This is a genomic window from Synechococcus sp. LTW-G (assembly GCF_054459035.1).
This window is the reverse complement of record NZ_JBTKYW010000003.1, coordinates 225,782-243,824: the sequence shown is the minus strand read 5'-3', so window position 1 is coordinate 243,824 and position 18,043 is coordinate 225,782. Positions and strand designations below refer to the sequence as shown.

Genomic DNA, 18,043 nt, shown 5'->3' with positions numbered 1-18,043 from the left:
GAAGATCTTGGTTTGGCTGACTAGGTAAGCGGGATGGCTGTTCCCAAGAAGAAAACGTCCAAGGGCAAGCGGAACCAGCGCCACGCCACCTGGAAAGGCAAGGCTGCTGTGGCAGCACAGAAGGCTCTCTCCATCGGCAAGGCTGTGCTGAGCGGCCGTGCCCAGGGCTTCGTCTATCCCGTGGCTGAAGAAGACGGCGACGACGCCTGATCGCAGGCCTCAAATCGGACTCTGCCGCCTCACTTGAAGCGGCAGAGCTCCACTGATTCGATCATTACGATCCCAGCTTGAACGCCTCCAGGACCACGGCATAGACCAGGCCGATCCTCAGGTTGTCGAGCACGAGCCATCCCAACGGCGGACGTCCCTGGACGATTCGGGTGCGCAGACGCACGACCATCTCCAGCAGCACGACCACCGAGAGCACCACCAAGGGGCGCTGACCAATGGTCTGCAGCCACCAGCTGGTGACGTTCTGGCCGGCATAGAAGCCGAACAGCAGGGCGAGGAGGCCAGCACTGCGGCGACGCCAGCTGCCCTGAAACGAGCCCCAGAGCAACTGCGCTCCCTGGCGCTGCAGGCGATCAAAGCGGGTGGCCTGAATGGGCATCCGGGTCATCCGCCTGGAAACAGTCGCTGCAGATAGGACAGCGTGATCTGGCCCTCAGGGCAAGCCGGGCCGCGCAGGACCTGACAGGGCACATCGGGATCCCCCAGCCCATCCAGCAGCGCCGCTGCCGCCGCGAAATGGGACGCCGGTTCATGGGAACTGGAAGCGCTGCGGGTGGCCAGAACCGTCAAACCGGCCCGATGGGCGGCAGTCACCCCGTGGCCGGAATCCTCCAGGGCCAGGACGCCCTCGGCGGCACAGCCCAGGCGTTCCAAGGCCAGTTGATAGCCCTGGGGATCCGGTTTCTTGGCGCTGACATCTTCCCCGCACACCCAGAAGGCCAGCCAGTCCCGGTGGTCCGGCAGCTGACGCTCCAGCAGGGCCTGCACCGCCGATCGACCACTGGTGGTCACGATGGCCTGGGGCAGACCCGCTGCCGCGGCAGCGGCCATCAACCGCAGGACACCGGGCCTGAGCTGAATCTCACCCGCTGCGACCAGTTGGCTGTAGTGGGCTTGCTTGGAGTGTTGCAGGGCATCCAGCCGTTCATCGCTTGGGCGACAGCCCTCCTGCTGCTCCAAAAACACAGCCATCCTCTCCCGGCCACCGGTGACCCGCAGCAACGGGAGATAGGTGGATGGGTCCCAGTGAAAGGGCAGTCCCGCCTCGGCCATGGCGCGGTTGAAGGCCAGGCGGTGGCCATCCAGCTCCGTCTCGGCGAGGGTGCCATCCACGTCCCAAAGAAGAGCCTCGGGGGCCAGTCGCACCAAGGGGCTGCCGAATGCTGGGGTGAGGCTAAGGGAGCTGGACGCCAGGGCCTGGACAGAGCCTGCTCACGGCTCAGAATGCAAGCTGACGAACCGCAAGCGTGCTCCTCGAGTCTCCAGAGCAACGCTTGTTCGACCAGCGCCTGCAACAGAACTGGCAGCTTCCCGCTGCGGTGGCCCTCGAGGAGCTCCCCGGTGACGTGCAGGCCCTGGGACTCTCAGAACCCATCCTTGCCCTGCTCAGCCGACGCGGCTTTGGCAGTGCTGCCGCGATCGAAGCACTGCTGAACCCCGCGGATGCCCCCGATCCCAAGCACCACTTCTCCGACTTAGGCCTGGCGGTCAAGCGCCTGAAGCAGGCCTGCAAAACCAACGAACGCCTGGCGATCTGCGGCGACTACGACGCCGATGGCATGACCAGCACGGCGCTCCTGATCGGTGTCCTGCAGCAGTTAGGGGCGCAACCGCAAGCGGCCATCCCAAGCCGGCAGTCCGATGGCTATGGGCTGAATGTCTCGATGGTGGAGGAGCTGGCCGCTGAGGGCATTCGACTGCTGGTCACCGTGGACAACGGTGTCTCCGCCCGGGAAGCCCTCGAGCGCGCCCACACGCTTGGCCTCGAGGTCATCGTCACCGACCACCACACCATTCCCGAGGAACGGCCGCCCCTCAGCGCCCTACTGCACCCGCAGTGCACCCCGGAGGACTCCCCCTACCGGGGCCTGGCCGGGGTGGGCATGGCCTACATCCTCGCCGGCGCCCTGGCCAAGGCCAACCGCTCAGCCAAGGCTCTGGCCATGGCCCTGGACCTCTTCTGCATCGGCACCATCGCCGACATGGCTCCGCTGCAGGGGGTCAATCGCCGCTGGTTGATGGACGGCTTGCCACGGCTCAAGGACAGTCCGCTGCCGGGGCTCCAGGCCCTGCAGCAGGTGGCCGGTCTCGACGATGCGCCGATCGATGCCGGTGCCGTTGGCTTCCAACTCGCCCCCCGGATCAACGCCGTCGGACGGCTGGGGGATCCGCGCTTGGTGGTGGATCTGCTGACCACCGATGACCCGGAGCAGGCCCTGGAACTGGCCCGGGAATGCGAGAGCTTGAACCGCCAACGCCGGGAGCTCTGTGATGCCATCGAGGCGGAGGCACGCGCCCTGGCCGAAGCGGATGGAGACCAGCGCAGTCCGTTCCTACTGCTGGCCCAAAGCCATTGGCATCACGGCGTGATTGGCATCGTGGCGGCCCGTTTGGTCGAGCACTACGGCGCCCCCGTCGCCCTGCTGGCCGCCGAGGGGGATGGCCGGATGCGGGCCTCGGTGCGGGCACCCAAGGGCTTTGCCGTCGATGCCGCCCTCCAGGCCTGCGGTGATCTGCTGGAGCGGTTTGGTGGCCACCCCGCCGCCGGGGGCTTCACCGTCAAGGCCGAGCGGGTCACGGCCCTGCATGAACGGCTCAACGACCTGGCGCAGGTCTGGCGCGAGCGGGAGGGCCTGCAGCTGGTCATGCCCGAGGCCCTGCTGAAGCTGGAGCAGATCAACCGACCCCTCTGGCGAGAGCTGCAACGGCTGGAGCCCTTCGGCATTGGCAATCCCACCCCTCTCTTCTGGAGCTGTGGCTGCACGATCAACCAACAGCGGGAGCTGCGGGGTGGTCACCTTCAGCTCAGCCTGCGCCAGGGCGAAGCGCGGGTGCGGGCCATGGCCTGGCGCTGGGGAGCGGTTGGCCATCTGCTGCCGAAGCAGGTGGATGTGGCCTATCACCTCAGGCTCAACCGTTGGAACGGCGAAGAGAGCCTTCAACTCGAGGTGGTGGGCATCCGCCCCAGCAGCGGAGAAGCGCTGGTGCTCCAACGCCAGGAGCGCAGTTACTGGGTGCGGCGGGAGGGCAACGTCGTGGTGATTCGCAACGCCGATGGGGAGGAACTCCGGGGCGAAGCCCAGCAGGGCCGGCTGGAAGCCCTTCAGATCGATCACCCGAAGGCGGAACACCCCTATGTGAAGGCCCTGGTTCAAGACGCAGCCAGGGCGATGGGACTGGCGGCCTAGAGACAACAAAGCCCCCTGAAGAGAACCTCCAGGGGGCCAAGCGTGTCGATGAGGGGGAGGCCTAAGACCCTTCCGATCAGAGGGCGCCGCGGCGGTAGAAGAGGATGAAGATCACGGCCGGGCCGACCAGGGTGATCAGGAACAGGGCAGCGAAGTTGGCGATCAGGTGGAAGTCGATTCCCATGGGAGAACGGCTCGGGAGCTGCACGTGTTTGCAGCAGCCTAAAAGCAGACGGGCCGACGCCGCCCCCGCAGGGATCGCTCCTGTGACGGGTTGTCACAGCGCCTTGGGGATGAACCATGGCTGAGACCCTTCAATGGCGCTGCATCAGCGGCTGCGGCTCTTGCTGCCGCCTGGACCCCGGGGAGCGCAATCAAGCCCTCGACGCGCTGGACGAGGAGCAGCAGCAGCTCTATCTCTCGATGGTCGGGCCGGACGGCTGGTGCATCCACTTCGACACCGGCTCCAGTACCTGCCGCATCTACGACGAACGGCCGGTCTTCTGCCGCGTCGAAAACCTGGCCCAGCTATTCGACGTGCCCTCCGAGGAGGCCAACGACTTCGCCATCGCCTGTTGCCGGCAGCAGATCCGCTGCGAACACGGCGGTCGTGGCATCGTGATGAAGCGTTTCGAGCAGGCGATCCGCCAGCCCGCTGAAGACAACGATCGCCAGCCCTAATGCCTGAGTCCGCCCCGAGCAGCGACACGCCTCAACCGGAATCCACGCAACCGCAATCCAAAAAAGAGGAGAAGGCCGCCAGCTTTGGCGCGGTCTTCCTGACGACCTTCACCACCGTCTTCCTCGCCGAGTTGGGCGACAAGACCCAACTGGCTGCGCTGTTGCTCTCGGCGGAATCAGGCCGTCCGGTCTTGGTCTTTATTGGCGCCTCCCTAGCCCTGATCAGCTCCAGCCTGGTGGGGGTCGTCCTCGGGCGCTGGCTCTCGCGGGTCCTGCCCCCCGGTCAACTCGAACGCCTGGCCGGGATCTTGATGATCGCCCTCGGTCTTTGGCTCGGCCGGCAGGCCGCCGTCAGCATGTTCCCCCTGGCCTGATTGCCATGCAGCTCCCTCTCCTGGCCTCAACCTTCCTGACGGTCTTCCTGGCTGAGTTGGGCGACAAGACCCAACTGGCGATCGTCACCATCAGCGGCACCTCGAGCCGCAGCGGCGCCGTCTTCGCCGGCAGTGCCAGCGCTCTGGTTCTCGCCAGCCTGCTGGGGGCAGGCGCCGGGGGGTCCCTCTCCGCCGTCATCCCGACCGATGCCCTGCAGCTGGCCGCCTCAGTGGGATTTCTCGTGATCGGCGGCCGTCTGCTCTTAAAAGCCGGGCAGGACGAAGAAACCGAGGAAATCGCCCAGGACGCTGAGTAGGATGGTGAGGCTTCAGCAGCACTCGAAGGCGTTGGCCGTCTTCAAGTGATGCCTGGGGCACGCAGAACCACCACCTCATTTGGGCTTGTCCGCTCCGCAGAAGCCCACCCCAACAGCCATGAAGTTCACGGTCGCGGACCTCATCGAGCAGCTCCCGCAGCAGGAGCCCCTCAGCCTCAGCAAGCTTGAGAAAGGACTGGGCCTGAGCACCAAGGCCGACAAGGAACAGCTGCGCATCGCCCTCACCGCCCTCGCCCGCGCTGGGGTGCTCGAGGAAGCCGACGAGGGCATCAGTCGCGTCGAGGACGAGGGCCTGATCGAAGCCCGGCTTCGCTGCAGCAGCAAAGGGTTCTGCTTCGCCCTGCGCGAGGACGGTGGCGAAGACATCTACATCCGCGACAACCAGCTCAACCACGCCTGGAACGGTGACCGGGTCCTGGTTCGAGTCACCCGTGAGGGCGGGCGGCGGCGCTCACCGGAGGGTGGGGTGCAATGCATCCTGCAGCGCAACACCACCAGCCTCCTCGCCCAGGTGGAGCAGCAAAACGACCTCCTGGTGGCGGTCCCCCTGGACGACCGTCTGTTGACGGCCATCAACCTGCCAGCTGGAGATAGCGAGCACCTCAAACCCGCCACCGAAGCCGTGGTGGAGGTCAAGGTCGATCGTTACCCCGTGGGGCAACTCGCCCCCGAGGGCCACGTCGCCCGCAGCCTTGCGGTCAATGCCGGACCGGAGGCTGATCTGGATCTGCTGCTGACCAAACACGGTCTGCGGGAGCTGCCGGCCGCACCGAAGAGCACGGCCAAGGCCCTCGACCTCAAATCCCGGGATGACCTGAGCGCTCTACCCACGCTTGTTCTGCAGCTCTGGGGCAGTGCTGAAGCGCCACTCCTGCCAGCGATCTCCCTGGAATCCCTGGAGAACGGCCAGCGGCTCTGGGTGCACGCCCCTGCCATTGCTGAACGGGTGGGTTTTGGCAGCGCCCTGGACCTCTTCCTGCGGGAGCGGAGTGAAGCGCTCTGCGTCGGTGAAAGCTGGCTGCCTTACCTGCCCAGCGCCACCACCAAAGCAGCGGCCTTCAAAACCGGAACGCCCGCTGCGGCCCTCTCGGTGGCCCTCGATCTCAACGCCGAAGGGCAGCTGGAGCACTTCCGCTTCTGCCGCAGCACCATCTCAGCCGACGGGCTGGTTGACGCCAAAGCCCTGCAGGCCCTGGCCGATCGCAAACCGAAGGCGCGCACAACCCCTGCCGCCCTGAAGGGGCTCAAGGATCAACTGCCCCTGCTGGAGCAGCTGATCGCCCTGGCCCAGACCCTCCGGCAGAACCGCCTGAGTCAGGGCTCGATTGATCTGGACCTGGGCATCCCCAACCTGGAGGGGCTCGCGGAGCTAGCGATTCCCGAACCGGATGAGCGCCGCCAGGGCTGGATGGTTCAGCTGGATCCAGCCCTCTCCACAGCCGGCTTGCTGCGGGAGATGGTCCTCCAGGCTCACCGGGCCTTAGGCCGCCACATGGCCGCTCTGGAGCTCCCCGCGATCTATGCCCTCAATGGTGCGCCCGATGCCGAGGCCCTGAACGACGTGGCCAAAGCCGCTCTGGCCCTCGAGATCCCCCTCGAACTCTCCGCCGATGGCAACGCCAGCGCCCAGGAGCTGGCCGTGGCCTTCGCCGCCAGCGACCGCGCCCGGGTGCTGCAACAGCAACTGCGGGACCCCCTGAAACCCGTCAGCCTCAGTGCAGAGCCCGGCAGCAACACCCTGGCTGCAGAGGACAAGGCCTACGCCCCTTGGTGCTGTGCGGCCCTGCACTACGCCGACCTCTGGAACCAGCACCTGTTGGTGCTGTTGATGAGTGAGGGGAAAGATCGTCCCTCCGTGCGGCACAAAACCCGCGTCGACATCACCTCCGATGAAAGCCATGGGGTGATCGACTGGCCCCTGCTGACCGCCAGCCAGCTCTCCCCCGTCGAGGAGGCCCTCACAGGAGCACTGCTGCATCGCTTGAACGAGCGCGGCCGCTTTGTGAGCGAACTCCAGGGCGACGCCCTGGCCATGGCCCAGGCCCGTCAAGCCGAACCGCTTGTGGGCCAAACCCTGACCGGAACCATCAGCGGCGTGCAGAGCTATGGCTTCTTCGTGGAAGTGCCCCCGTCCCACGTCGAGGGCCTGGTGCACGTCAGCTCCCTGAAGGACGACTGGTACGAGTACCGCTCCCGCCAGAACAAGCTGGTGGGTCGCAAGAACCGCCGCGCCTACATGCTGGGCGACCAGGTGGAAGTCACCATCCAAAAGGTCGATGTCCTGCGACATCAGATCGATCTGGCCGTGGTCCTGCCGGAGGGTTACGAGGAGTTCAGCCCCGACGACTCCAGCGACACTGACGCGGACGGCGAGGACTGAACCTTGAGCGACAGCAGCGCCCAGGCAGCGCCGCTGCCCATCGTTCTGGCCGTCTCCGGAGCCAGTGCTCAACCCCTAGCCGAGCGGGCCCTCCAGCTGTTGCTTCTGGCCGGGGAATCCGTGGATCTCATTGTCAGTCGCGGAGCGATCGGCGTCTGGCAAGCCGAACTCGGTGTGCGGGTCCCCAGCGAGCCATCCGCCCAGGAAGCCTTCTGGCGCGAACGCCTCGGCTGCAGCAGCGGGGAACTGCGTTGCCACCGCTGGAATGATCAATCCGTGGCCATCGCCAGTGGCAGCCACCGCACCCGCGGGATGGTGATCCTTCCCTGCTCCATGGGAACTGTCGGGCGAATCGCCTCAGGGGTCGCCACCGATCTGATGGAGCGCTGCGCGGATGTCCATCTCAAGGAAGGCCGGCCGCTGGTGATCTGCCCGCGGGAAACCCCCTGGAACCTGATCCACCTGCGCAACCTCACCACGTTGGCCGAGGCGGGAGCGCGGATCGCCCCCCCCGCCCCCGCCTGGTATCACCAGCCGACATCCCTGGAGGAGATGGTGGACTTTTTGGTGATCCGCGTGTTCGATTGCCTCGGTTATGAGCTCGGTCAGCTGCAGCGCTGGACCGGTCCGATCCAGCCCTGAGGCACTCCATCGCCCCTGTGTTGAAACGCATCCTGCTGCTGCCGCTGCTCTCGCCACTGCTGGCGACCCTGGTCGTGGGAGCGGTGAACCCCAAGCCAGTGGTGGCCGTGCGCGTCCTCACCTGGACCTCACCCGCCCTGCCCCTGGGCCTCTGGATCGCCGGGGCATCCAGCCTGGGGGCGGGCCTCAGCGCGGCCGGGGCAGCCTTGGCTCTGCAGGGCGGAGGACCCCAAATCCTGCCCCGGCGCTCCGTTCGCCGCCGCCCTGAGCCGGAGTCCTGGGGGGGATTCAGCCCACCAGCTGAAGAGCGCCAACGGCGAGCAGCGCCCGAGCGGGATGACTGGGGGGTCGAGGCTGAGCCAGAACGCCCGCAAACGGCCTGGGCTGGCCCCAGCCGCGGGGCCGCCGATCCCGCCCCAACGGTGTCCGTTCCCTTTCGCGTCATCCAGCGCGGCCAAAGCAGCGCCAGCGCGACACCCCCACCTGCGGCGAGCAGCCCCGATCCTGACGATTGGGGAAGCAGCAGCTCAGAGGAGTGGTGAGCACTCCCTAAAGTTCAGCCAACGTCTGGATTGAGGCCTGCACCGGTGACCGATTCCGCCCAACCCGCAGCAAGCGCCGCAGACGCCAAGCCAGCCAAGGCGGCGAAACCTCCGGCCCCGGAAGACAAGCCCTTCGCGGAGTTTGTCCCGAATCTGCTGATTCCGGCTCTGGCCAAGGAAATCGAGGCCTACGGCGGCCCCAGCGACTGCAACCTGAGCTTTGAGCAGGGGCCCATGCCCGTGGTCGGCAGCAGCTGTTGGCAGGTGAAGGGCAGCCTCCCCAATGGACGACGCTTCTGGCTCTGCTTCACCAGCGACTCCATCAGCTCCGCCAAAACCATCGCCCTGGCTGAAGCCGGCAGCGAACCGAGCCTGCTGGAGTCATTTTTGATTGACGAGAAAAAAATGACCCAAGCGCTGCTGGTCTCACGGCTGGTGCAGCGTCTGAATGGTCAGAAATGGCTCGGGGCCAACTAAACCTGCGAGTGATGAAGCCCTTCAACGGGCTGGCACCAAAGCCGCCTACGATGGGTTTTGCTCCGTTCAAGCCGCCCGATGGTGCCTCCCACCGCCGTTGCCTCATCTGACGCCGCAACAGCCATCGGCACGCCCAATGCACCGGCCACGAAGGATCCGGTGAAGGACACAATCTTGACTCCGCGGTTCTACACCACGGATTTCGAGGCCATGGCTGCCATGGACCTCAGCCCCAACGCCGATGAGCTGGAAGCCATCTGCGAGGAGTTCCGCAAGGACTACAACCGCCATCACTTCGTTCGCAACGAGGAGTTCGAAGGCGCCGCCGACAAACTCGATCCCGAGACCCGGAAGGTCTTCGTCGAGTTCCTCGAGCAGAGCTGCACCTCCGAGTTCTCCGGATTCCTGCTCTACAAGGAACTGAGCCGTCGGATCAAAGAGCGCAACCCCCTGCTGGCCGAGTGCTTCGCTCACATGGCCCGCGATGAGGCCCGCCACGCTGGCTTCCTCAACAAGTCGATGAGCGACTTCGGTCTGCAGCTCGACCTCGGCTTCCTCACCGCCAACAAGGCCTACACGTACTTCAAGCCCGAATACATCTTCTACGCCACCTACCTGAGCGAGAAGATCGGCTACTGGCGCTACATCGCCATCTTCCGCCACCTCGAGAAGAACCCCGACAGCAAGATCTTCCCGATCTTCAACTTCTTCGAGAACTGGTGCCAAGACGAGAACCGCCACGGCGACTTCTTCGATGCCCTGATGAAGGCGCAGCCCAAGAGCGTCACCGGCCTGCGTGCTCGCCTCTGGTGTCGCTTCTTCCTGCTGGCCGTGTTCGCGACGATGTACGTCCGGGATGTGGCTCGCAAGGAGTTCTACGAAGCCCTCGGCCTCGATGCCCGCGAGTACGACAAGTACGTCATCGCCAAGACCAACGAGACCACCGCGCGGGTCTTCCCCGTGGTCCTGAACGTCGACCATCCGAAGTTCTATACGCGTCTTGAGCGCCTGGTGCGCAACAACGACAAACTCAGCGCTGCTGATGAAGGCAACGCCCCAGCTCCCCTCAAGGTTCTGCGCAAGCTGCCCTACTGGGTCGCCAACGGTGCCGAGATGGCCAAGCTGTTCTTCACGAACCCCATCCGCAGCGAGAACTACCAGCCCGCCGTTCGCTGATTCCTGCGTCATTCGCAGTTCCCCTGTAGGGGGTTAGGCCCTGGTCGCTTTGGCCAGGGCCTTCTTGCTAGGACCGTGATGGCCCGCTGCCATCCATGCCCAACCGTCAATAACCCGCGTGATTGCCTCCATCTCGTCCCACGCTGAGCTGTTACTCGGCCCCTTTGATCAGCGCTGGAGCCCGCGCCTGGAATCGCTCCTGGCGATGGGCAAAGCCGCCGGCGCCGATCTCGTTGAGATCTTCCTGGAGCGGACCGATCACCTCGGTGTCCTGGCCGAACAGGACACCATCACGAGCGTGACGCCGGCCTTCGGCATGGGAGCTGGCATCCGGGTGTTTCGGGACCAGCGGGACGGCTTTGTCAGCACCAACGACCTCAGCGAAGCCGGACTGACGACGGCGCTGACCCAAGCCCTGGGGATGTTGGGACTGGACCTGGACGGAACGGGGCTCAGCGGCTTCGAAGGTCTACCGGCCCTCAGGGATTTCGCCCTGGAGAAAAATCTCTGGCTCAGCAGCTGCCCTGAGCTGACCGAGAGCACCCAGAAGCTGCTGGAAGGAACGGCCCAGCTGCTGCAGAAGGGCAAGCATCTCCAGGCCCGCCGGGGCAGCTATGCCCGGGACTGGCAGGAAGTAATGGTGGCAGCCAGTGACGGCACCTTTGGCCGGGACATCCGTCTGCATCAATCCGTTGGCCTCAATGTCCTGGCCGCCGATGGTGATCACCGGGCCGGCGTTGGACGCCGCTATGGCACCTCCGACAGCCCGGACGATCTACGCCAGTGGGATGTCGCCCAGGCCGCCGATGAGGTCTGCACGAGTGCCGGCAACATGCTCTACGCCGACTACGTCGAAGCAGGCCAGATGCCAGCGGTGCTGGCCAACCGCTTCGGTGGAGTGATCTTCCACGAGGCCTGCGGCCACCTTTTGGAAACCACCCAGGTGGAGCGCGGCACCACCCCCTTCGCCGAGAAGGTCGGCGAGACGATCGCCCATGAAGCCGTCACCGCCATCGATGAGGGGCTGACGGGCGGCGCCTTTGGCTCCCTCTCGATGGATGACGAGGGACTGGAGGCCCAACGCACCGTGCTGATCGAGAACGGTGTCCTCAAGCGTTTCCTCAGTGACCGCGCTGGAGAACTGCGCACGGGCCATGCCCGCACCGGCAGCGGACGGCGCCAGAGCCACACCTTCGCCGCCGCCAGCCGCATGCGCAACACCTACATCGCGGCGGGGCCCCATCAACCGGAGGACCTGATCGCCTCGGTGGACCGCGGCCTCTACTGCAAGTCCATGGGCGGTGGCAGTGTCGGACCCACCGGTCAGTTCAACTTCGCCGTGGAGGAGGGCTACCTGATCGAAGACGGCAAGCTCACCAAACCCGTGAAGGGCGCCACCTTGATCGGCGAGGCCAAGGAAGTGATGCCGCGCATCTCGATGTGCGCCAACGACCTCGAGCTAGCCGCAGGCTTCTGCGGTTCCGTCAGCGGCAGCATCTTTGTCACCGTCGGACAACCCCACATCAAGGTCGACTCCATCACCGTGGGGGGCCGCTGAGATGAGCCAAACCAACCAAAGCCTCAACGCCGAACAGCTGCGCAGCCAGCTCGAGGGAATCGCCCAGCAGCACGGCATCCGCCAGTGGGACCTCGGCGCGGCCTGCAGCACCGACACCTCCGTGCAGGTCGACCGCGGCGAACCCAAGCAACTCAAGGGGGCCCAGCGCAGTTCGATCACGATCCGTGTCTGGAACAGTGAAGGGCTGGTCGGCACCACCAGCACCTCGGACCTCTCCCAAAGCGGACTGGAGCGAGCCCTCTCCGGTGCCCGGGATGCCGCGGCATTCGGGAACGCCGAAGAGACGCCTGCCTTCTCACCCCTGGCCACAGCACCGCTGACGGCCCTGGATCAACCGCTGCATCAGCCCCAGGGCATCCTCAAGTTGCTCGAGCAGCTCAAGGCCGCAGAGCATGATCTGCTCGGACGCCACCAGGCGATCAGCACCGTTCCCTACAACGGACTGGCCGAGCGCAGCAGCGAACGGATTTACCTCAACAGCGATGGGGCCTGCCGTCAGCAGCAGCTGACCACCGCCAGCATCTACCTCTACGCCCGGGCCGAGGAGAGCGGCCGCAAACCGCGCAGTTCCGGTGCCGTACGCCTGGCCTACGGCGCCTCAGACCTCGACATTGCCGGCTGCATTGACGAGGCCGCCGAGCGCACCATCAGCCACCTGGATTACGCCCCGGTGGAGACCGGCCGTTACACCTGTGTGCTCAGTCCCGAGGCCTTCCTCGATCTGATCGGCGCCTTCAGCAACCTCTTCAACGCCCGTTCGGTGCTGGACGGGGTCAGCCTCAGCCAGAAGGACTCCATCGGCCAGAGCCTGGCGGTGCCCTTCCTTTCGATCGACGACAACGGCCTGCACCCCGGCAACATTGGCGCCTCCAACTTCGATGGAGAGGGAACGCCCACCCGCAAGCTGTCGCTACTGGAGGGGGGAGTACTGAAGAACTTCCTGCACTCCGAGGCCACGGCCCGGGCCTTTGGGGTTGCCCCCACCGGCCACGCCGGTCTCGGAGCCAAGGTGTCTGTCGGTCCCGACTGGTTTGAGATTGGCCCCACCCCCGGCACAAGCGGCGGCCAGAGCGGTCTCGATCGGTTCAAGGCCGATCAGCCAATCATCTGGATTGACTCCCTCTCCGCCCTGCATGCCGGGGTCAAGGCGAGCCAAGGCTCCTTCTCCCTGCCCTTCGACGGTTGGTTGATCAAGGGCGGCGAAGCCCGCTCCATCGATGCCGCCACCGTGGCCGGCGATATCCGCCAGGTGCTTAACGCGATTGTCGGCTTCGAGGGCGAGGCCAAGGTCACCCCCGACGGGCTCTGCCCGATGGTCTGGGTGGAGGGTCTCTCGATCACCGGCGAGGCCTAAGGGCAAGCGATGCGGATCCTCTTTTGGGGTACCCCGGCCTACGCCGCCGTCAGCCTCGACGCGTTGGTCAACGCCGGACATGAGCTGGTGGGTGTCGTCACCCAACCGGACCGCAGGCGCGGACGCGGCAAGGCACTGATGCCTTCCCCGGTGAAGGCACGCGCACTTGAACTGGGCATCCCTGTATTCACCCCGGAGCGGATCCGCAAGGATCCGGAATGCCAACGACAACTCGCCGAACTGGGGGCCGATGTCTACGTCGTGGTTGCCTTTGGCCAAATCCTCCCGCGTGAGGTGCTGCAGCAACCACCCCTGGGCTGCTGGAACGGCCATGCCTCACTGCTGCCCCGCTGGCGTGGCGCAGGCCCGATCCAATGGAGCCTGATCGAAGGCGACGCTGAAACCGGCGTCGGGATCATGGCGATGGAGGAGGGGCTCGACACCGGACCGGTACTTCTGGAGCGCGCCATTCCCATCGGCCTGCGGGAGAACGCCCACCAGCTGGCCGAACGACTGGCCCGGCTCACCGGCGAGCTCCTGGTCGAGGCCCTGCCCCAGATCGAAGCCGCTGGACCCGGTCCGGAACAGGAACGCCTGCAGCGGCTGGGCGTGCGGGTCCAGCCACAGGAGGGCATGACCTACGCCCGGATGCTGGCCAAAGAGGATTTCCAGATCGATTGGTCCGCCTCAGCCCTGGCCATCCACCGCAAGGTGATGGGGCTCTACCCCGGCGCCAGCAGCAGTTGGAAGGGCAAACGCCTCAAGGTGCTCTCCTCTGAACCCCTGATCAAACGTCTCACCGCTGAACTCAGCCCGGAAGCCCAAGCATTGGCCGAACGCTGGGGGCTGAATCCAGGCGAAGGGGGGTCCAGCCACACCCCCGGGACCGTGCTGGAGTGCATCGACTCCACCGGACTGGTGGTGGCCAGCTCCGGCTGTCCCCTGCTGATTCGCGAGGCCCAGCTGGAGGGAAAGAGCGCCAGCCACGGCACCCAACTGCTGCAACAACTCGGCGCGGTGCCGGGCGACCGCCTAGGGGACTAGGCCACCAGGAACTGATAGGCGTCGTTCACCCGGCGAAAGGCCTCCGCGGTTCCGCCCACATCGGGGTGGTGCTGTTTCACCAGCCGGCGGTGGGCCTGCTTGATCGCCTGCTTGGAGGCCCCCCACTCCAACCCCAGCACCGTGAGGGCCGCCAGGCGGCGCGGGTCCCGTCCCTGTTCGGTGGACTGGTGCTGGCGGTCCGTGCGGCGCTGATCACTGCGCGTCCTGCGGTTGTTGTTGTGGTTGCTGGTCCTCTGCCGCTGGCGCAGTTCCAGCACAACCCGCTGGGGGTCGTCGTCGAGCCATTCGATCGCGCTGACGCCGTAGAGGGCAAAGGCCGCCAGGACGGCGCAGCGCTTTTTGTTGATCGGGCTGGGCGTCGCCGCATAGAGATCCCGTCCCAGACCCGGCACCAGATGGTCAAGGCGCTGCTGCAGGTTCAACTGCGGCAGAAAGCTGCTGCGGTTGAGCTGCTCAATCAGCTCCTCCAGGCCGCTTTGGCGCAGAACGGCCCAGCCCTTCTGCTCCGCCAGGGCTGCACCCCAGCGCTCCACCTGGGCAGAGGACACCAGCGCTTGGGGTGGCCGCCAATGCTGGCGGCTGGGTTCCGGTCGCTGGCGGAGGTGCTCCAACTGCCGGCGCAGCTGACTCACCTCACGCCGCAGTGCTTCGTTCTCTTGGAGCAGCGCGTCCACATTGCTCGTGACCCGCTGCTGCGGGCGCGGCTCTGCGGACCAGCGCCTGGGATCAAAACCCACGCCGGCTCAAGGGCGGCGCGAGGAGGAGCGTGCCGCGGGACGTCCGCTGCGGCTGACACCGCCGCGATTGCCACCACCACGGTTGCCACCACCACCACGGCTCGAGCGGCCGCGCCCGCCGCTCAGGTCCAGCGGGGGAGCCGAAAGCACCGTGGGCTCAAAGCCCGGGATCTCCTGCTTGGGCAGCTTTTTGCCCGTCAAGCGTTCAATCGCCCGCAGCAGCTCATGCTCTTCAGCGGCCACCAGGGAGACGGCATGGCCGCTGTGGCCCGCCCGGCCGGTGCGGCCGATGCGGTGGACGTAGTCCTCGGCCTGGTTCGGCAGGTCGAGATTCACCACATGGGGCAGCTGATGAATGTCAATGCCGCGGGCGGCGATGTCGGTGGCGACCAACACCCGCAGCTCGCCGCTCTTGAACCCCGCCAGGGCACGGGTGCGGGCCCCTTGGCTCTTGTTGCCATGGATCGCCGCCGCCGCCATGCCTTCGGCACTGAGCCTGTCGGCGACGCGATTCGCGCCGTGCTTGGTGCGGGAGAAGACCAGCACCTGCTGCCAGTCATTGCTGGCGATCAGATGGCAGAGCAAATCCGGCTTGCGCGCCATATCGCAAGGGTGAAGGATGTGCTCAACCGTTGCCGCCGTGCGGTTTTCGGGGGTGACTTGAAGCTGGACGGGGTCATGGAGCAGACCCGTCGCCAAGCGACGAATCGAGGTCTCGAAGGTGGCCGAGAAGAGCAGGTTTTGGCGCTTCGCCGGCAGCAGCCGCAGGATTTTTTGGATGTCGCGGATGAAGCCCATGTCGAGCATCCGATCCGCTTCATCCAGCACCAGGATCTCGACGCGATCCAGGCTGATCGCCCCCTGCTGCACCAGGTCCATCAAGCGGCCCGGCGTGGCCACCAACACATCGGCGCCAGCCTGCAGCCGGGTGATCTGGGGATTGATCTTGACCCCGCCAAACACCACATCGCTGCGCAGGTCCAGGTGCCTTGAGTAGGCCTTGACGTTGTCGGCGACCTGGGCCGCCAGCTCGCGGGTGGGGGTCAGCACCAAAGAACGAACAATTCGCCCGCGGGCGTGGGGCCCATGACGCAGGCGCTCCAGCATCGGCAGGGTGAAACCGGCGGTTTTACCGGTGCCGGTCTGGGCCGCTGCCATCACATCGCGGCCCGCCAGAACTGCCGGGATGCACTGCTGCTGAATGGAGGAGGGCTGGCTGTAGCCCTTCTGCAGCACGGCCTCAACGATCGGACGCCCGAGCCCCAGGGCCGTAAACGGGGACTCCGCTAGCTGCTCCTCATCGACAGGCGGCAACACCGCAGGGGCCTCCGCTGTTGCAGAAGCGCTGGTCGACAGCCGCTTCACCGGAGCCGGCCGACGACGCTGCCGGGGAGAACGATCGGGGGAGGAGATAAGCAAACCTCGCGAAGCTTCACCCTACGGCTCAGGACTCGGTGTATAGCTGCCTGGCCTGATCCAGGGTGAGCTGCACTTCCTGATCGCTCAGCACCGAGGCTTCTGGCCAGGACTGATCAAGCCAGCGCCGCAGAACGGGCAGCTCCTGCAGGAAAAACGTCTCTTGTGCCGCCAGCACCCGAAATTTCAGGAACTCCAGCAGGCGTGCCCGAAGACGAGCAACCGGGATGGGGCGGCAGCGCGCGGGATCGACGGCCAACTCCAGGGCTGCGCCCGTCGCAAGTTCCGGCAAGCGGGGAGCCAGGAGCTCCAGGCGGCCGTCCCGCTGAAAGTGGCGAACCTTGGTCTCGGGATGCGGGTAGTAAATCCAGCCCTCGACCGCGGCGCTCGAGGGCTGACGCAGGAGCACCCGCCAGAACGAGAAGGTCTCAGGCGGGTGCAGCGGTGTCCACGCCAACTGCTCAAAGCAGTGGTCGGGGTGGCTTAGGACCCAACGGCAGCCTGGGAAGTCCAGGTTGATCGTCCCCTGGACACAGTCCGAGATGTCCAAGCCGCCCTGCAGAAAAATTGGCGACTGCAGGGCAATCGTTCCAGCGGGATAGGGACTGTCACTGGCCGACCCCGAGGCCACGCCATGGCCTCTGGCCACGACTCCCCGATGCCAGAGCCCCTCCATCAGCCCTCGCCGCGCAGGCTGTGGTGGGCGCAGCGCTCACAGGGACCCGCCGGCAGCACCGCGCAACGCAGCAGCGGTGAGCGGGCATTGAACTGACAACTGGGGTCACCGATGACCCATTGCCCCTGCCACCAGCGCGCATCCGCAGGGCGTCGCTGGGCCTTGACCTGGAGGGCAATGGAGCTGAGCTCGTAGCGCCCGCCGCGCAGCTGGTAGCGGTGGTGGCGCTGCAGCACCAGATAGCTCCGCTCGGGGAGCTCCAGCCAGCGCCCGGGTTGGGGCACCTCCTCGAGCTCGAGACGGTCGATCAGTTGGTTGCTGCCGGCCTGCCGCAGTTCAACGCGCATCGGCTCTAACCCTCGGCCTCCTCAGGGACGCGCTGGGAGAAGCCCCAGGCAAACAGCAGGGCCACGACCGCCAAAAGCCCCCATTCCGGAGGAACCACCTGCGGCGCCACCAGACGCAGCAGCAAACGGATCCCCACAAGGCCAACAGCCAGATAACCAGCCGCTTCGAGGTGGCGATAGACCTCAAGCCAACGGATAAACAGCCCGGAGGTCAGCCGCAGGGCCACCACCCCGAGCACTCCGCCGATCATCACCAACAGCAGGTTGTCGCTCACGGCCACCGCCGCCGCCACGCTGTCGAGGGAGAAGGCCAAATCCGTCAGGGCCAGGGTGACCACCACCCCCGAGAGCCCCTTGACCGCTCCATCTGCTGCGGAGTCATCGCTGGGCTCTGGATCCCCTGTTTCAGCCTCGCTGGACCTCAAGCTGGTGACACAGAGCCACAGCAGATAGCCCGCCGCCAGCAGCTGCAGCGGCCAGAAGTCGAGCACCCATTGGGCGGCCGCAATCAAGATCAGCCGGAAGACCAGGGCCAGCCCCAATCCCAGGTTCAGGGCCTGGCCCTGGAGCTTCGGATCGTGCAGCCGCCTTGAGATCGCCGCGAGGGCAATGGCGTTATCGGCGGAGAGCACCGCCTCAAGGGCCACCAGGAGCGGGAGCAGCAGCAACAGCTCACCCCATTGATCCGCCGCCTGGATCAAGGGTGAAAGGGATGGAATTGACTCCGCTTCCATTTAGTTGCTGCAGAGGATTCCAAGGCCCGCCAGTGTAGAAACGCTGCACCGAGGTCCCGAGCATGGAGAACAGCCGGTCCTTCCGGGCACGTCTGGTGCATGCCGA

Annotated in this window: 21 protein-coding genes; 13 read left to right on the top strand and 8 right to left on the bottom strand. The window is 65.9% G+C overall.

What is annotated here, in order from left to right:
- Nucleotides 1-33: 33 nt before the first annotated feature.
- Nucleotides 34-210, top strand: a complete 177-nt coding sequence (rpmF, locus tag ACXIQ9_RS07550; RefSeq protein WP_010317471.1) for a 50S ribosomal protein L32 — start codon at nt 34-36, stop codon at nt 208-210.
- 64 nt (nt 211-274) lie between these two features.
- On the opposite strand, the gene ACXIQ9_RS07545 is transcribed toward rpmF, so the two are convergent.
- Both ACXIQ9_RS07545 and ACXIQ9_RS07540 read right to left on the bottom strand, forming a co-directional pair.
- Nucleotides 275-619, bottom strand: a complete 345-nt coding sequence (locus tag ACXIQ9_RS07545) for a DUF565 domain-containing protein (protein WP_010317472.1) — start codon at nt 617-619, stop codon at nt 275-277.
- The gene (locus tag ACXIQ9_RS07540) at nt 616-1,377 is read right to left on the bottom strand and encodes an HAD-IA family hydrolase (RefSeq protein WP_459016260.1); all 762 of its coding nucleotides are present in this window, start codon (nt 1,375-1,377) and stop codon (nt 616-618) included. The genes ACXIQ9_RS07545 and ACXIQ9_RS07540 overlap by 4 nt, the downstream gene beginning before the upstream one ends.
- Nucleotides 1,378-1,478: 101 nt before the next feature.
- Between ACXIQ9_RS07540 and recJ the strand changes: the two genes are divergently transcribed.
- Complete coding sequence (gene recJ, locus ACXIQ9_RS07535; RefSeq protein WP_459016259.1) at nt 1,479-3,419, top strand: single-stranded-DNA-specific exonuclease RecJ; 1,941 nt, start codon at nt 1,479-1,481, stop codon at nt 3,417-3,419.
- A gap of 76 nt (nt 3,420-3,495) precedes the next feature.
- On the opposite strand, the gene psb30 is transcribed toward recJ, so the two are convergent.
- Complete coding sequence (gene psb30, locus ACXIQ9_RS07530) at nt 3,496-3,627, bottom strand: photosystem II reaction center protein Ycf12/Psb30 (RefSeq protein WP_232197314.1); 132 nt, start codon at nt 3,625-3,627, stop codon at nt 3,496-3,498.
- A gap of 92 nt (nt 3,628-3,719) precedes the next feature.
- Here psb30 and ACXIQ9_RS07525 point away from each other — a divergent pair, with 92 nt between their 5' ends.
- The 11 genes from ACXIQ9_RS07525 (at nt 3,720) to fmt (ending at nt 14,006) form a co-directional block, all read left to right on the top strand.
- Nucleotides 3,720-4,100 (top strand): YkgJ family cysteine cluster protein, encoded by a 381-nt coding sequence (locus tag ACXIQ9_RS07525; RefSeq protein ID WP_459016258.1) that lies wholly within the window; start codon nt 3,720-3,722, stop codon nt 4,098-4,100.
- A complete protein-coding gene (locus ACXIQ9_RS07520; protein ID WP_247478742.1) occupies nt 4,100-4,474 on the top strand; it encodes a TMEM165/GDT1 family protein in 375 nt (124 codons plus the stop codon). The genes ACXIQ9_RS07525 and ACXIQ9_RS07520 overlap by 1 nt, the downstream gene beginning before the upstream one ends.
- Nucleotides 4,475-4,479: 5 nt before the next feature.
- Nucleotides 4,480-4,791, top strand: coding sequence for a TMEM165/GDT1 family protein (locus ACXIQ9_RS07515; RefSeq protein WP_296420617.1), 312 nt, complete (start codon nt 4,480-4,482; stop codon nt 4,789-4,791).
- Nucleotides 4,792-4,876: 85 nt separating this feature from the next.
- Complete coding sequence (locus ACXIQ9_RS07510) at nt 4,877-7,192, top strand: RNB domain-containing ribonuclease (RefSeq protein WP_459016257.1); 2,316 nt, start codon at nt 4,877-4,879, stop codon at nt 7,190-7,192.
- 3 nt (nt 7,193-7,195) lie between these two features.
- Nucleotides 7,196-7,834: a flavin prenyltransferase UbiX gene (locus ACXIQ9_RS07505; protein ID WP_247478755.1), complete on the top strand. Its 639-nt coding sequence runs from the start codon at nt 7,196-7,198 to the stop codon at nt 7,832-7,834.
- Between the two features lie 20 nt (nt 7,835-7,854).
- Nucleotides 7,855-8,376: a hypothetical protein gene (locus ACXIQ9_RS07500; protein ID WP_459016256.1), complete on the top strand. Its 522-nt coding sequence runs from the start codon at nt 7,855-7,857 to the stop codon at nt 8,374-8,376.
- 45 nt (nt 8,377-8,421) lie between these two features.
- A complete protein-coding gene (locus ACXIQ9_RS07495; protein ID WP_010317487.1) occupies nt 8,422-8,853 on the top strand; it encodes a DUF2996 domain-containing protein in 432 nt (143 codons plus the stop codon).
- A 78-nt stretch (nt 8,854-8,931) separates the two neighbouring features.
- On the top strand, nt 8,932-10,029 hold the full coding sequence (gene acsF, locus ACXIQ9_RS07490; RefSeq protein WP_010317488.1) for a magnesium-protoporphyrin IX monomethyl ester (oxidative) cyclase: 1,098 nt from the start codon (nt 8,932-8,934) through the stop codon (nt 10,027-10,029).
- Between the two features lie 205 nt (nt 10,030-10,234).
- A complete protein-coding gene (locus ACXIQ9_RS07485) occupies nt 10,235-11,587 on the top strand; it encodes a TldD/PmbA family protein (RefSeq protein ID WP_459016292.1) in 1,353 nt (450 codons plus the stop codon).
- Between the two features lies 1 nt (nt 11,588).
- Entirely contained in the window at nt 11,589-12,962 is a 1,374-nt protein-coding gene (locus ACXIQ9_RS07480; RefSeq protein ID WP_296416063.1) for a TldD/PmbA family protein, read from the top strand.
- A gap of 9 nt (nt 12,963-12,971) precedes the next feature.
- On the top strand, nt 12,972-14,006 hold the full coding sequence (gene fmt / locus ACXIQ9_RS07475) for a methionyl-tRNA formyltransferase (RefSeq protein WP_459016255.1): 1,035 nt from the start codon (nt 12,972-12,974) through the stop codon (nt 14,004-14,006).
- On the opposite strand, the gene ACXIQ9_RS07470 is transcribed toward fmt, so the two are convergent.
- From ACXIQ9_RS07470 to ACXIQ9_RS07450, 5 genes are all read right to left on the bottom strand, one after another.
- On the bottom strand, nt 14,003-14,764 hold the full coding sequence (locus ACXIQ9_RS07470; protein ID WP_459016254.1) for a DnaJ domain-containing protein: 762 nt from the start codon (nt 14,762-14,764) through the stop codon (nt 14,003-14,005). The two genes, fmt and ACXIQ9_RS07470, sit on opposite strands and share 4 nt — an antisense overlap.
- Nucleotides 14,765-14,770: 6 nt before the next feature.
- Nucleotides 14,771-16,000, bottom strand: coding sequence for a DEAD/DEAH box helicase (locus ACXIQ9_RS07465; RefSeq protein ID WP_459016291.1), 1,230 nt, complete (start codon nt 15,998-16,000; stop codon nt 14,771-14,773).
- A 208-nt stretch (nt 16,001-16,208) separates the two neighbouring features.
- Nucleotides 16,209-16,856: a hypothetical protein gene (locus ACXIQ9_RS07460; RefSeq protein ID WP_459016253.1), complete on the bottom strand. Its 648-nt coding sequence runs from the start codon at nt 16,854-16,856 to the stop codon at nt 16,209-16,211.
- Entirely contained in the window at nt 16,856-17,203 is a 348-nt protein-coding gene (locus ACXIQ9_RS07455; RefSeq protein ID WP_296416067.1) for a DUF6464 family protein, read from the bottom strand. Before ACXIQ9_RS07455 ends, ACXIQ9_RS07460 begins: the two co-directional genes overlap by 1 nt.
- Before the next feature lie 5 nt (nt 17,204-17,208).
- Nucleotides 17,209-17,937 carry a TerC family protein gene (locus ACXIQ9_RS07450; RefSeq protein ID WP_459016252.1) on the bottom strand — a complete coding sequence of 243 codons (729 nt, stop codon included), beginning with the start codon at nt 17,935-17,937 and terminating at the stop codon, nt 17,209-17,211.
- Nucleotides 17,938-18,043 lie beyond the last annotated feature (106 nt).

What these genes read in the sequence shown, in the direction of transcription:
- ACXIQ9_RS07525 (WP_459016258.1), top strand. Translation starts at nt 3,720, where the DNA reads ATGGCTGAGACCCTTCAATGGCGCTGCATCAGCGGCTGCGGCTCTTGC.
- ACXIQ9_RS07485 (WP_459016292.1), top strand. Translation starts at nt 10,235, where the DNA reads ATGGGCAAAGCCGCCGGCGCCGATCTCGTTGAGATCTTCCTGGAGCGG.
- ACXIQ9_RS07455 (WP_296416067.1), bottom strand. Translation starts at nt 17,203, where the DNA reads ATGCGCGTTGAACTGCGGCAGGCCGGCAGCAACCAACTGATCGACCGT.
- rpmF (WP_010317471.1), top strand. Translation starts at nt 34, where the DNA reads ATGGCTGTTCCCAAGAAGAAAACGTCCAAGGGCAAGCGGAACCAGCGC.
- ACXIQ9_RS07450 (WP_459016252.1), bottom strand. Translation starts at nt 17,937, where the DNA reads ATGGAAGCGGAGTCAATTCCATCCCTTTCACCCTTGATCCAGGCGGCG.
- ACXIQ9_RS07515 (WP_296420617.1), top strand. Translation starts at nt 4,480, where the DNA reads ATGCAGCTCCCTCTCCTGGCCTCAACCTTCCTGACGGTCTTCCTGGCT.
- ACXIQ9_RS07545 (WP_010317472.1), bottom strand. Translation starts at nt 619, where the DNA reads ATGACCCGGATGCCCATTCAGGCCACCCGCTTTGATCGCCTGCAGCGC.
- ACXIQ9_RS07480 (WP_296416063.1), top strand. Translation starts at nt 11,589, where the DNA reads ATGAGCCAAACCAACCAAAGCCTCAACGCCGAACAGCTGCGCAGCCAG.
- ACXIQ9_RS07460 (WP_459016253.1), bottom strand. Translation starts at nt 16,856, where the DNA reads ATGGAGGGGCTCTGGCATCGGGGAGTCGTGGCCAGAGGCCATGGCGTG.
- acsF (WP_010317488.1), top strand. Translation starts at nt 8,932, where the DNA reads ATGGTGCCTCCCACCGCCGTTGCCTCATCTGACGCCGCAACAGCCATC.
- ACXIQ9_RS07520 (WP_247478742.1), top strand. Translation starts at nt 4,100, where the DNA reads ATGCCTGAGTCCGCCCCGAGCAGCGACACGCCTCAACCGGAATCCACG.
- fmt (WP_459016255.1), top strand. Translation starts at nt 12,972, where the DNA reads ATGCGGATCCTCTTTTGGGGTACCCCGGCCTACGCCGCCGTCAGCCTC.